The sequence below is a fragment of the Methanogenium cariaci JCM 10550 genome (genome assembly GCF_001315945.1).
In the GTDB taxonomy this organism is placed as follows: domain Archaea; phylum Halobacteriota; class Methanomicrobia; order Methanomicrobiales; family Methanomicrobiaceae; genus Methanogenium; species Methanogenium cariaci.
This window is the reverse complement of the sequence record NZ_BBBG01000019.1, coordinates 38,738-51,782: the sequence shown is the minus strand read 5'-3', so window position 1 is coordinate 51,782 and position 13,045 is coordinate 38,738. Positions and strand designations below refer to the sequence as shown.

The following is a 13,045-nucleotide window of genomic DNA, read 5'->3' as shown; positions in this document are numbered from 1 at the left end:
GGTGCCGGTCACCTGATGCAGGCATGAATCGCTGAATTTGCGGATGAACGAGGAAAACCGGTTCTGCACATCAGCCCCTCCGGAAAGACCCACCCGCACTCTGCCTCTCCTGCAGGAATGGCCCAGCCAAAAAAATCCGGTGAGGCATCGGGATAAATATGAACAAATTCAGCAGCCATTTCATACGGAACATCTGCCTGAACCCCCGGAGTAAAACTGAAGAGGCGGTTTCATCCCGCGAATCGCCCTGACAGGACTGCGTGGTCCGTCTGCAGCGATGAGCAAACGAAACGCAAATTCCCGGTGACCATCGACGCCTTTCGTATACAGCACATGGTCCCGTATATCGTATGCATACGTCTTGAGCATGAGATCCGCACCGGCCGAGACCGCATGCTCTGCCATCTCCCGGTCAAGGGCCCCCCGGTCCACAACAACGGCTTTGGTTTCACCTGCGTCAAAATGCAGTTCACACCCCTGAGATGAGTGAAGGGCAGCACCCCCTCACCTTCTGTATCACCGAATCCTCTGACACACCACACGTGGAAAAGGCATTCGTACTCAAAAGACCCGCACACTGGACCGGATATCCAATGGATGCATGCTCTTCCACCATCAGTGTTTGGAGTCCCAAAGCAGCACAGTATCGTGCCGCCGCAGACCCGGCAGGCCCTGCACCGACAACAATCACATCATACATTACCAATCAATAGGCATGAATCAGGGATAAGATATCGGAAAAACTTCAGGCCCAATACTCTGCCGAGTGAAGAAGTATATACTTACCAGAGATGATTATTACAGTATCGATGAAAGATGAAGCCGATTTTAAGTGGAAACAGTGCCTGATTATCCGCAGTGATGTAAAAATGACCTGTGGCAAAAAATGCGCACAACTCGCTCATGCTGCTGTTGGTGCGTATGAAAAAACCGATCGAATCACCCGAAAGAAGTGGTTTAACGAGGGCATGAAGAAAGTGACACTTAAGGTTCCTTCTCTCCGTGAGATGTATGAAATAAAGACCAATGCAGAAATGGCGGGCATTGCCACGTCGCTTATCACGGATGCGGGCCGGACGGAAATTGAACCCGGCACCATCACTGCACTTGGACTGGGCCCGGCACCCTCTGAAGACCTGGACAAAATTACCGGAGACCTGCAGCTCTTATGAAACAATCACCATATCCTGTGGAACAGTTGCTGGGCATGCAGTATTATGTCTGCGACACTGAAGGAGTTCAGGGCCTGTTACGTCAGGACGCAGAAGATTTCATGGTGCATGAGATCAGCAACGAGGTAAAAACATCCGAAGAACCATCAGACAAGTATCTCATATGCAGACTGGAGAAGAAAAACTGGGAACTCCAGCGTGCAGTAAAAGAGATTGCAAAGATACTCGGTGTCAGCCACCGCCGGATTTCATGGGCAGGGACAAAAGACAAACATGCCATCACCACCCAGCTGATATCCCTGTATGACATCTCTGAAACAGCGGTGCAGAATATCCGGCTGAAAGATATTACCCTGACCCCCCCGGTCGGCAGGTCCGGTCAGCAGTTATCACTCGGAGATTTACAGGGCAATCGTTTTGAGATTACCATACGTGCATGCACTCCTGATAACCTGGAAGAGAGAGTGGCACAGATCAATACCTGTGTCGGGACAGGAGTCCCGAATTATTTCGGGATTCAGCGGTTTGGCGTACAGCGACCGGTCACGCATCTGGTAGGCAAACAGATCCTGCTGGAGGACTATAAAGAAGCGGTCAGAACCTATGTGGGATTCCCGTCAGAGGGAGAACCGGAAAGCAATGCAGCAGCACGAAGAGCATACCTCTCGGACAACGATCCCAAAGCAGCACTCGAAACACTGCCGGTCCAGATGAGATATGAACGCGCCATTCTTCACCATCTGGCAGAAAGGCCGGATGATTATGAAGGCGCCCTCAAAAGTGTTCCGCCAAAACTTCTCTCAATGTTTGTTTCAGCGTATCAGTCATGGCTCTTTAACATGGGCCTTTCCCACAGGATACAGGAAGGATACGCACTCTCGAAACCCGCACCGGGGGGGGACCGGGTCATATTTCAGACCGGAAAAACCGACATTGTGGGAGATAAAAACGCAGGTCAGGCAGAGGTCCTCATTAAACGGGGGGGACGTGCCCATATCTGCCTGGAGATGCCGGGGGAAAAGACTGTTCCCACCCACAGCACATCGGAACAACTGATCACTTCCCTGATGGAAGCAGACGGCATATCCTATGCATCATTCAGGAAAGCGGGCGAGATGACCGGCATGTCATTCAAGGGTGCCGTGCGCAGGATTAGTCTGAGCACCAGTGTGGAATCGGAGGTCTGTGACGACACGGTGCGCCTCTCATTCTCACTGGGGGGGCCGGGCCAGTATGCAACCACCATATGCCGGGAATATATGAAAGCGGATCCCACGCGAATGATCTAGAGATCATCAGGGATACGCAGATACCGCATTTATTGCGTCGAAGAGATTCCCCCCCATCTCATCGACCAATCCGATGCTCTTTGCATAATCGCCACGAATGGGGCGTGCATCCTCGATTATCGACCGATTTACCCCGCGCTGAACCATCACATCATTGATAAACAGATCAGAACTCTGGTTCACCAGCTCCTGAAGATACTCCCGTTCATCATCGGTGAGTCCCCGGTAAGGAGACGTAATATCTTTTTTATCTCCGGATTTGACAATATCGACAGATACGCCTTCATCTTCAAGCGATTTACTGTAATCAAATATTGTCCATATCGTACCAATGCTGCCCGTCATGGTATCCGGATTGGCATAGATGACATCAGCGTGAGAACTGATGTGGTAACCGGCGGATGTTGCGATATCCCCCCCATGGAAACCACGACCGGTTTGCGTTGTTTTGCATATTCGATATCGCGGATGATTTCCTGCGCTGCCGCAGGGGATCCCCCCCCGGACTGTTTACCCTGAGAACAATGCCTCAACAAGCGGATCATCTGCTGCGGTACGTAATTCACGGCCGATATATTCACTTCCCGCAAACCCGTTTCCGTTCACATTCCCCCCCGAAACAATCGTGCCTTCCACCCGTATCACCGAGACACTAAATTCTTCAGAAACGGCCCATAGTGCAGCGATCACAATCGCTGCAAGAAAAAGCGCGGTGATTCCTCCCAGAAAAAAATATTTAATCCAGCCGCGTCGCATTCGTTTTCGGTTTATTCTGTCTACCTCATCTGTTAGCCAACCCATAGGATGTTCACTCACTGATAGAGAATATCATACTCTGTTATCAGGTTCTTTCCACACATATAATGATTTTTCAGGCTCAGGTGAAACATCTCTTCCACCGAACGGATATGCATCCCCCCCCGACAAGAGACGGGGGGGTGTCAGCACCTCCGACAATAAAGGGCAGATGTATCAGACGCAGTTCATCCACCAGACGATTTTTTAACATATAATAATTCAGCGTCGGGCCCCCTTCAACCATCAGCGATCGGATCTGATATTTATCATAGAGAAGGGACATCAGCAGAGGGAAATCGATCTCTGTTTTCCCGGCCACCAGAACATCGACTCCTTTCTTCAGAAGCGCTGCCACCCGTTCCTGAGGGGGGGCCTCTTCCGATACCGCAACGACCGTCTGAGCATCAGGCCCGAGTACATTTGAATCAAGGGGGGGATGTCAGCCCCCCCCTGTTGGGAATGACACGGATTGGACTACTCCCTTCAACATGCCTGACCGTGAGCATAGAATTATCAATTCGGATGGTATTTGACCCCCCCACCATAATTGCATCATATTCGGCCCGCGTCTTATGGAGCAGGACCTCCGTTTCAGGTCCATAAACTGCATCAGAATCTTGCTTGACGCACCTTTCCAGAGTGTGAGTTTGCCATCGACAGTCATCTCTGACATAATAAGAACATGTGGTCGGTTTATTCGATTTTCCATAGAGAACCCCCCCGGTTGATCTATTCTTAATCGGTATGTGCTATTAATGTAGTTATACGATAGGTATGCCGATAAGAGAACGATTAAATCTGTGCATCCCCTGAAATAGCGGGTATTAACAAAGAATTATACCCTTAATCTTCCCATCTGTGTATACGATAATGAATATTACAGCGTTTAGACCCCGTGCAATAAAAATCCTGAATCCTCTTGCACATGCATGTGCAAAGACAGGTATCACCCCCAATCAGCTGACATTGCTTGCCATACTATCGGGTATTGCATGTGCTGTCCTGTATGCAAACAGCATGTTTGTGGCGGGGAGCGTTATGCTCTTTGTCTCAGGCATTCTTGATCTTATTGATGGAGGGGGGGTAGCACGAATTAATAATAAATCCAGTGATTTCGGAGCCGTTTTTGACTGGATTGCCGACAAATATATCGATACACTTGCATTGCTGGGAATCGGAATGTCCGGTATTGCCATCATCTCTCAGTTCATCGCTGTTGATGCCTTCTCCGCACACACACTGGATTTTACGATCATCGCAATCGCCATCATCGGTTCTTTCATGAACACGTTTATCAAACCGGTTGTCTACGCCGAAATCGGATATGATAACAGGGAGAATGGAAAAATCGCAGACCCCCTGGAAGGTATTGGTTTTTTTGGCCGTCCGGAGACCCTGATCATTCTGATCATCGGGGGGGTATCAGCGGATATATATGGATTTCAGCAATTATTGTCGCTCTCTGCACAAATCTCTCAGCAATTCAGCGGATCATATACCTTTACCGAACCATCCCCTGATTTCTTTGACAAATAAATCCACAATTCCTGCCATCACTTTTCCCAGCAGGGGGGGATTGATCCAATAGAGCATATACGCAATGGCAATAAACGCGAAGAGCGCTCCGATTTCTGCAATAAAATTGTGTGCCCAGAAGAAACTTTCATAGCCGATCTGTCCGTTTGAAGCGATTTCCGGAAAATACGGGAACCACTGGTTACCATATGCGGTGAGAATAAAGGTATTTCTCAGGATATTTAACACAAATATCACCGGCACAATAACAAAGAAAGAGACGATTTTTTGTTTCACCGAAGACGGTATGGCCCAGGCAACACCCAGCATAATTGCCATACCCTGAATACCGGTACATGCGAGAATAATTTCAACACGGTAGAGATTTATCCTGAACATATTCCATTCAACGAGTTCATACGGAACACCGATTCCCGTAAACACCCATGCAAGCAGGTCAACATTGACCGCAATAAGCCAGTCTGCCAGGAGAGGAACCAGCATAAAAGGAGCAAATATGACATATGCAATGCCTGCCATCCGACTGATGATGATACTGTATTCATTCTCTTCAAGCAGTTTTGGTATAATGATTATCAGAAACGGTATGCCAAGGAATGCTGCAACCGGGTACATAAAATTATTTGCAATAATATAGTCTGGAAATTTTGCAAAAAGGATACCAACAACACTTATCCAGCCAGCAATTGCAAAATATTTTCTGAAACTCGTCGGAAAGAGAAACAGAAAGAATGCAATAAAGGATATGAGAACAAAAATCTCCTGCATTACAGTTAATTATGGCATATAGCTTCAAATAATTTTCACAATATGAAAGGCACAGAAAGGCACATATTCCATATATTAATCTGACTGTACAACAAATAATTAGTCGATGAAATTCTGTCCTAATTGTAAATCATTCATGATCTCTTCTGAAGGCGTTTTCCGGTGCAGAAAATGCGGTTATACAGAAGAACCAAAAGAAGACACCGCAGAAAATATGATGATACGCAGTAAACGGGTGGAAAAAGAGATTGTCATCGTTGATGAAGCGGATGATATGATCGTTCTCCCGACCATCGCTGTAAAATGTCCGGAATGTGGCCATGGCACTGCAGAATGGTGGCTTCGTCAGCTCCGGTCTGCTGATGAATCAGAGACCCGGTTCTTCCGCTGTGTTAAGTGCAAATACACCTGGCGCGAATACGACTAAAATAGTTAAAAATATATTTTTTACAGCAGACCAGGTGCTGAGACCCTGAACTGCTGCCAGAGTACCCTTCCGATAACCCTGAAGGTAAAGTCAAGCTCCTCGAAACTCGGAATAGAATGCTCACGCAGAATCTTTCTGCCGCGATCCATTGACCCTCCACCCAGAAGAGAGGATACAATACGCTTATTAGTATTGCCGGACAGTTTCAATATCTGATTGGCAAGCTGTTCGGATGAGAGAATGTTGTTGGGGGGGAACCCTACGATAAAGCACATGTCCCAGAGATCATCATGTTTGGCAAGAATCTCAAATGTCTGTTCAAACCGGCGTTCGGATGCGTCACCCAGCAGATCAACCGGATTGCCTTTATTCCAGAACTCAGGCAGGAATTCATTCAGTTCATCAACAACGTCTGCCGGCAGGTCTACCAGATCAATACCATACCGTTCCGCATAATCAGACGAAAGCACCGCGAATCCACCGGCGTTCGTCACGACAACGGCGCGTGAACCCAATGGATATCTCTTGGGGGGGTGCGAGAGCATCTCGGCTGCAAGGAACGCGCCTGTCAGGGTGTGGACGGCAAGAACTCCGGACCGCCGGAACGCTTCCATATATACGTCATACGAACCGGAGAGAGAACCGGTATGTGAGGCTGCCGCCTTTGAACCACGGTCAGAAGAACCGGATTTGATGGCAATAATCGGTTTCGTCTTTGAAACCTCGCTTGCAACCTTCATGAAGGCATCACCGTCACTGATCTCCTCGATGTACATGATGATTGCCTTGGTATTCGGGTCACGCTCAACCCAGCGCATATAATCAAAGAAGTTCAGATCGGACTGATTCCCTACCGAGACCACCGCAGAAAAACCGATGTCTTCCGCAAGACTCCAGTCAACGACGGTATTTACGATTGCACCACTCTGCGAGAGGAACGCAATATTACCCGGCCGGGGGGACTGATGAACATATGTCGTATCAAGACCGCGGGGGAGGAACAATAAGCCCCCCCAAACAGTTTGGCCCGACAATGCGCGTGCCATACTTGTTCGCAATCGCAACAATCCGTTCTTCAAGGGCCTTGCCATCTTCACCCATCTCCTTGAATCCTGCAGTGATAACAACAGCAACATTGACTCCTTTTTCACCGCACTCTTCTACGACCTGGGGGACATACATTGCAGGGACGGTAATAACGGCCATATCAACCGGTGACGGAATATCTTTTATCGTCTGATACGCCTTCAGGCCCTGAATGGTATCACGCTTATTATTTACCGGATACAGCTGACCGGGGAAATGAAGGAGGTTGTGCATTACCGCATATCCCATCTTTGTGGGGGGGTCATCGGATGCGCCGATTATTGCCACGGACCGGGGGGGATTGAAGTATTCAAGGGGGGGACATCAGGACGTTCTTCCTTTTTCTGCACACCATTGATGTCTCTCAGGATAATGCGTGAATCGACCGCACAAGCACCGGATTCGTAGAGGCGTAATGGATTGATATCAAATTCCTTTACCTGTTTGTTCTCCTCAAAGAATTTGCAGACATTCAGAATCGCCTGCACCAGAGTTTCTTCGTCTTTGGGTTTTGAACCGCGATAGCCTGAGATCAGAGGATAACTTCGAATCTCTTTGACCATCTCCCGTACATCCTCCTCCGTTGCCGGAAGAATTCTCAGGGTCACATCCTTCATCAGTTCGACAAGCGTGCCACCAATCCCGAAGGTAATCACCTTACCGAACGTAGGATCGGTTTTTCCACCAATAATCAGCTCAAGACCGGGTTTTGCCTGTTCTTCGATGATTACCCCCCCTTCGATTTTTGCCTTAGGGTTATATTCCTTGACACTTGTCACAATCCGGTTAAATGCAGCCTGAGCGCCTTCTTTTGTCCCGATACTGGTGACAACTCCTCGAATCACTCTTATGAATGATCTGGGGGGGAGAAACGATTTTCATCACAACAGGAAATCCAATACTTTCTGCAACATCCCCTGCTTCTTCCGCAGTGGTTACAATCTTAAACGCAGGCACAGGGACTCCATACTTACCCAGTATTTCATACCCTTCTGCTTCACTTAACATCCATTCCTTCATCGATTTCATCCTCACTTATCAGAATAAAACACTGAATTACGGGGAACCGCTTCAACAAATGACGAAAACTGCTTCGTCACAGTTATGTCATTTTGTTTGATCGGCTTATACATATATGTTTGTAATAGTTAATCATGTTAAATCCCCCCCGGACCCTACGCAAAACAAAATGATTTTATCCATTGGAACAAATTAAGTAGTATTCCCGAGAGATGACAAATCATGACAAATGCTGAGGATCCTCCAGAATCCACCCAAAAAGTCTACAATCCGGCCCCCCCGGAATACCGGAATGACGCAAGAATTAAAGACTACGCCCTCTCATATGCAAACTTTGAGAAAGATCCGGATGATTTCTGGAGGCGCGTTGCTTCAGATCTGCTCTGGTTCAGACCATGGGATAAGATTAAGGAATGGGAATATCCCCATGCAAAGTGGTTCGTAAATGCAAAATGCAACATCACCTACAACTGTCTGGAACGTCATCTGAAGAACAACCGGCGAAATAAAGTAGCCCTGTTCTGGCGTGGAGAAGACGGAACTGAGAAGATATACACCTATGACCGGCTCTACAAAGCGGTCATGCAGTTTGCAAATGCATTAAAAAATCTGGGTGTCGGGAAGGGCGATGTCGTATGTATTTACATGCCAACCGTCCCGGAACAGGTAATAGCAATGCTTGCCTGTGCACGTATCGGCGCGGTACACACCGTTGTATTTGCCGGATATGGGGGGGCAGCAGCACTGAACCAGCGGATTGTCGGTTCAGCAGCAAAAATTGTGATTACCGCAGATGCCTCAATGCGCAGGGGGGGAAAAAGCATTCCGCTGAAGCCGATTGTCGAAGAGGCTCTCATTCATGCACCCAGTGTCGAACGGGTGGTTGTCCTCCGCCTTCAGGACCCCCCCCACCTGTCTTCTGGATAATTTTGAGGTTGACTTCTACGAGATCATGAAAAAGGCAGCAAAGAGCTGCCCCCCCGAAGAGATGGACGCGGAAGATACCCTCTTCATCCTCTACACATCGGGTACCACCGGTGCCCCGAAAGGTATTGTTCACACCTGTGGAGGGTATATGGTGGGTGCCTATTACACCACCAAATATGTCCTTAATGTCAGGGACAATGACGTATACTGGTGCACCGCAGACCCCGGATGGATCACCGGACACACCTACGCCGTATACGGCCCCCTGCTTCTGGGTTCAACCATATTCATGACCGAACATACTCCCGACTACCCTGATGTCGGAATCTGGTGGCACCTGATTGAAACATATGGCATTAATATTCTCTATACCGCACCGACTGCCATTCGCATGTTTATGCGATATGGTGCGGAATGGCCGGACAAATATGATCTCAGTTCCCTGCGCATACTTGCATCAGTCGGAGAACCACTCAATCCAGAAGCGTTTGAGTGGTTCTATAATGTAATAGGCAAACAGAGATGCCCGATAATTGATACCTGGTGGCAGACAGAGACCGGAAGCCACATGGTAACCACTCTTGTCGGAGAAAAGATGAAACCCGGATATGCAGGAAAACCGATTCCGGGAATTATGGCGGATGTGCTGGATAAGGATGGAAAACCCGTCGCCCCCCCAACCAGGCAGGATACCTTGCAATCACCGCCCCCCCGTGGCCATCAATGATGCGCCATATCCATAACGATGAAGAGCGCTATCTGACCTACTGGAATGCAGGCAAACGTCCCTATTACAGCACAAACGACCTTGCAATAAAAGATGAGGACGGGTATATCATGATGCTGGGACGGTCAGATGATCTGATCATTGTAAGTGGGCACAATATCGGAACCGCTGAAGTCGAGAGTGCGCTTATTTCCCACCATGCAGTTGCCGAAGCAGCAGCCATCGGAAAACCTGACCCGGTGAAAGGAAACCTATTGAAGGTATTTGTAATACTCATTGAAGGAACAACCGTCACCAAAAAGCTCATTCATGATCTCAAGTATCATGTCAGGCAGACACTGGGCCCGATTGCCGTACCCTCTGAGATCGAATTTGTTGACTCATTACCAAAGACCAGAAGCGGAAAAATTATGCGTCGGGTCCTGAAAGCACAGGAGATGGGGATTGATCCCGGTGATATCTCAACACTGGACGAGTAAACAGGCAACCATATATATACTTTATAAATCCTTTAATATCATACATGAAGGGCAATCCTGAGGACTCTCTGAAAATTGAGACGAAACGCAATCCAGAGGACTCTCTGAAAATTGAAAATATCGTTGCTTCTGCAAAGATCGCAGAATCTCTTGATCTTCAGGTGGTTTCATCTCAGATTAAAGATGCTGAATACAATAAAAAACGATTTCCCGGAGTAGTTCTCCGTATGCAGGACCCAAAGATCGCAGCACTGGTATTTGGTTCCGGCAAAGTCGTGCTTACGGGAGCAAAGAGTGTTGACAGTCTTTCCCGTGGTCTGGAAATTCTGGGAGGTCGCCTAAGGGACCTGAACATAGAGATCGCTGAAAAACTTGAATATAAAATCCAGAATATTGTTACATCAGCGGATCTGGGAACACCAATCAATCTGAATAAAATTGCCGTCGGATTTAATCTTGACCGGATTGAATACGAGCCGGAACAGTTCCCAGGACTTGTCTACCGGCTTGAAGACCCCAAAGTTGTTGTCCTGCTCTTTGGATCCGGCAAACTGATCATCACTGGCGGAAAACAGCCGGAAGATGCGAAAAGGGCCGTTAATAAAATATTATCAGACCTTTCAAATCTGGGTCTGGTTTAAACCTGAAGATTTTATTTTTTAAGTTATTTAATTCACGAATCGAGTCGAATTACACATACAACAATGTATTTATAGTATTTTGAATAATCATAGTAGTATTCTGGGAGACAAATATGAGAATGGAAAAAGTAATGGTCTTCACCGAAGAAGACGAGGAATTTTCAGATCTTCTAACTGAAATTGGGTTAAAAAGAAATGTTGCAAAGGTGCTCATTTATCTTGCAATGACCGAAGAGGCGACCTCACGAGAGATTGAACGGAGTAGTGACCTTCGCCAGCCGGAAGTTAGTATTGCCATGCGCACTCTCAAAGAGAATGAATGGATTGAAAGCCGGGAATCAAAAGCGGAAAGTAAAGGCAGACCAGTGAAAATATACCGCCTGTCAAAATCAATCAATGAAATAATGGATATCATTGAGAAAAATAAGCGTGAAGAAGTTGAAAATCAACTGAAACTGATTCAGAAGATTAGAATTCATCTTCAGAATCAGCAGAACGTTTCAAATTAACATTACTTCAGCTGATTCTCTGTTTCCAATAACTATTTTTGTTTTTTCGGTAAATTCTGCGAATATACCACAGCTCAGAACACCCGGAATATTATTGATGGAAATCTCAAGGGCTAACGGGTCGGTAATCGTTGAAAACGTGCAGTCAATGATCCAGTTTCCATTGTCGGTAATGACAGGGCCATCCTTTTTCACTCCCTCACGCACCTGGGGGAAGACCACCCATTTCACACAGCCTTTTTGCTGCAAGTGAGGCAGCAGATGGTATAACTTCCACCGGTACGGGTGCTGATAAACAGGCGGTCTTCTTACCTGCATCCGCAACAACAACGAAAATACGCGATGCAGAAGCAACACAGCGTTCCTGCGTCTGTGCAGCACCTCTCCCTTTTATCAGACGGCCTTTGGGATCAACCTGATCTGTTCCATCAATGGCAATATCCAGTTCGGTGTAATCATGCAGGGTAGCAAGAGGAATCCCATATTCACGTGCCCGGCACTCTGCCTGATACGACGTCGGAACACCCACCATCTTCATACCATTCCGAATCTTTTCAGCCAGCCTCTCCATTGCATAGAACACCGTTGACCCGGTTCCCAGTCCGACAACCATACCGTCTTCAACCAGTTCTGCAGCAAAATATCCGGCATTTCTCTTTGCAATAGTCTGTTCAGATTCCGTAACCGATTGAGAAGTCATGTACATTTATTGCACCCCCCCCAACAGGTAAATGCTTAACACAGCTCCTCACCATCCGGAGAGAAAAATACGGATTTACTTTTGCCATTATAAGCAGCACTGCGCATTTACGAAAGAATCATTTACCCGGAAAACAGCTGAACGCCAGTCCAAACAGCAACCAGACAGAATATAAGGTAACACCTATAATCTCCGGCATCATTACAGAATTATTTGTTATTTTCATGCCTGACAATAGAAGGGGGGGAAGACACAGATGCTTGGACCTGATGCGTATGCAACACTGGCAATACTGGCCGTCCTATTCATCCTCCTCATAATATCCCGATTACCGGTATGGGTTATCTTTGTCGGAGCACTGACATGTGCCATGACATTCGGACTCGCGTCGCCCGACGCGCTGCTGAAAGGCTTTTCAAACCCCCCCGGTGTACTCTCAGTAGCGGTGCTTTTTATGGTCGCCTATGGCATGTATTCCACCGGGGGGGCCATCATTATCATCGTGGATACATTACTGGGATTTCCCCACACCATCAATCAGGCATTTACCCGAATCCTTTTTCCCATCGCCGGAGGGAGTGCATTTCTTAATAACACACCCCCCCTCATCGCCATGATGATACCGGTCATCCGGGATATCACACGCAATCTGGGACTTCCGGCATCGAGATTTTATATTCCCTTAAGTTTCGCTTCCATTCTGGGAGGGGGGGCCACCACATTAATAGGCACATCAACAAACCTCATCATTGCCGGACTTGTCACCGATTATCTTGCTCCGGGCACGTCCGGCGGCCCCGCACTTCAGGAAATCGGCATGTTCACCCCCACCCCGGTAGGACTACCGGTTGCTCTGATTGGAATCGTATTCATCATCCTGACAGCCCCCCTATCTCCTCCCGGAAAAAACAGAACAGACCAATGCAAAAACCACTCCCGGCAGACTCTATGAGGCAAAATTCATTG

Annotated in this window: 11 protein-coding genes and 5 pseudogenes; 9 read left to right on the top strand and 7 right to left on the bottom strand. The window is 47.6% G+C overall.

Annotated features, from left to right (window positions below):
• Positions 1-180: 180 nt before the first annotated feature.
• Positions 181-432 (bottom strand): NAD(P)/FAD-dependent oxidoreductase, encoded by a 252-nt coding sequence (locus tag JCM10550_RS13260; protein ID WP_062399802.1) that lies wholly within the window; start codon positions 430-432, stop codon positions 181-183.
• A 50-nt stretch (positions 433-482) separates the two neighbouring features.
• On the opposite strand from JCM10550_RS13260, the gene JCM10550_RS25270 reads away from it, so the two are divergent.
• The 3 genes from JCM10550_RS25270 (at position 483) to truD (ending at position 2,461) form a co-directional block, all read left to right on the top strand.
• Complete coding sequence (locus JCM10550_RS25270; RefSeq protein ID WP_281175404.1) at positions 483-713, top strand: hypothetical protein; 231 nt, start codon at positions 483-485, stop codon at positions 711-713.
• A gap of 96 nt (positions 714-809) precedes the next feature.
• On the top strand, positions 810-1,172 hold the full coding sequence (gene pth2 / locus JCM10550_RS13250) for a peptidyl-tRNA hydrolase Pth2 (RefSeq protein ID WP_062399797.1): 363 nt from the start codon (positions 810-812) through the stop codon (positions 1,170-1,172).
• A 17-nt stretch (positions 1,173-1,189) separates the two neighbouring features.
• Complete coding sequence (truD, locus tag JCM10550_RS13245; RefSeq protein WP_245619210.1) at positions 1,190-2,461, top strand: tRNA pseudouridine(13) synthase TruD; 1,272 nt, start codon at positions 1,190-1,192, stop codon at positions 2,459-2,461.
• Between the two features lie 6 nt (positions 2,462-2,467).
• Here truD and JCM10550_RS23390 read toward each other — a convergent pair whose 3' ends face one another.
• From JCM10550_RS23390 to JCM10550_RS13235, 3 genes and pseudogenes are all read right to left on the bottom strand, one after another.
• The gene (locus JCM10550_RS23390) at positions 2,468-2,872 is read right to left on the bottom strand and encodes a S49 family peptidase (protein ID WP_281175406.1); all 405 of its coding nucleotides are present in this window, start codon (positions 2,870-2,872) and stop codon (positions 2,468-2,470) included.
• Between the two features lie 99 nt (positions 2,873-2,971).
• Positions 2,972-3,262 (bottom strand): hypothetical protein, encoded by a 291-nt coding sequence (locus JCM10550_RS23385; protein ID WP_245619209.1) that lies wholly within the window; start codon positions 3,260-3,262, stop codon positions 2,972-2,974.
• Between the two features lie 11 nt (positions 3,263-3,273).
• Positions 3,274-3,968: pseudogene (locus JCM10550_RS13235) on the bottom strand (dihydrofolate reductase family protein).
• A gap of 161 nt (positions 3,969-4,129) precedes the next feature.
• On the opposite strand from JCM10550_RS13235, the pseudogene JCM10550_RS13230 reads away from it, so the two are divergent.
• Positions 4,130-4,779, top strand: a pseudogene (locus JCM10550_RS13230) (CDP-alcohol phosphatidyltransferase family protein).
• Here the strand turns inward: JCM10550_RS13230 and artA are convergent.
• Positions 4,751-5,563 (bottom strand): archaeosortase A, encoded by an 813-nt coding sequence (artA, locus tag JCM10550_RS13225; RefSeq protein WP_062399793.1) that lies wholly within the window; start codon positions 5,561-5,563, stop codon positions 4,751-4,753. The pseudogene JCM10550_RS13230 and the gene artA overlap by 29 nt on opposite strands.
• Positions 5,564-5,669: 106 nt before the next feature.
• Here artA and JCM10550_RS13220 point away from each other — a divergent pair, with 106 nt between their 5' ends.
• A complete protein-coding gene (locus JCM10550_RS13220) occupies positions 5,670-5,990 on the top strand; it encodes a transcription factor S (protein WP_062399789.1) in 321 nt (106 codons plus the stop codon).
• A gap of 20 nt (positions 5,991-6,010) precedes the next feature.
• Here the strand turns inward: JCM10550_RS13220 and JCM10550_RS13215 are convergent.
• A pseudogene (locus JCM10550_RS13215) lies at positions 6,011-8,096 on the bottom strand (acetate--CoA ligase family protein).
• A 222-nt stretch (positions 8,097-8,318) separates the two neighbouring features.
• On the opposite strand from JCM10550_RS13215, the pseudogene acs reads away from it, so the two are divergent.
• The 3 genes and pseudogenes from acs (at position 8,319) to JCM10550_RS13200 (ending at position 11,379) form a co-directional block, all read left to right on the top strand.
• A pseudogene (gene acs / locus JCM10550_RS13210) lies at positions 8,319-10,229 on the top strand (acetate--CoA ligase).
• A 44-nt stretch (positions 10,230-10,273) separates the two neighbouring features.
• Positions 10,274-10,870: a TATA-box-binding protein gene (locus tag JCM10550_RS13205; RefSeq protein WP_062399787.1), complete on the top strand. Its 597-nt coding sequence runs from the start codon at positions 10,274-10,276 to the stop codon at positions 10,868-10,870.
• Between the two features lie 113 nt (positions 10,871-10,983).
• Positions 10,984-11,379, top strand: a complete 396-nt coding sequence (locus JCM10550_RS13200; RefSeq protein ID WP_062399785.1) for a helix-turn-helix domain-containing protein — start codon at positions 10,984-10,986, stop codon at positions 11,377-11,379.
• On the opposite strand, the pseudogene rpiA reads toward JCM10550_RS13200, so the two are convergent.
• Positions 11,371-12,079: pseudogene (gene rpiA, locus JCM10550_RS13195) on the bottom strand (ribose-5-phosphate isomerase RpiA). The gene JCM10550_RS13200 and the pseudogene rpiA sit on opposite strands and share 9 nt — an antisense overlap.
• A gap of 256 nt (positions 12,080-12,335) precedes the next feature.
• Between rpiA and JCM10550_RS13190 the strand changes: the two are divergent.
• A complete protein-coding gene (locus JCM10550_RS13190) occupies positions 12,336-13,031 on the top strand; it encodes an SLC13 family permease (protein WP_062399782.1) in 696 nt (231 codons plus the stop codon).
• The last annotated feature ends 14 nt before the right edge of the window (positions 13,032-13,045 follow it).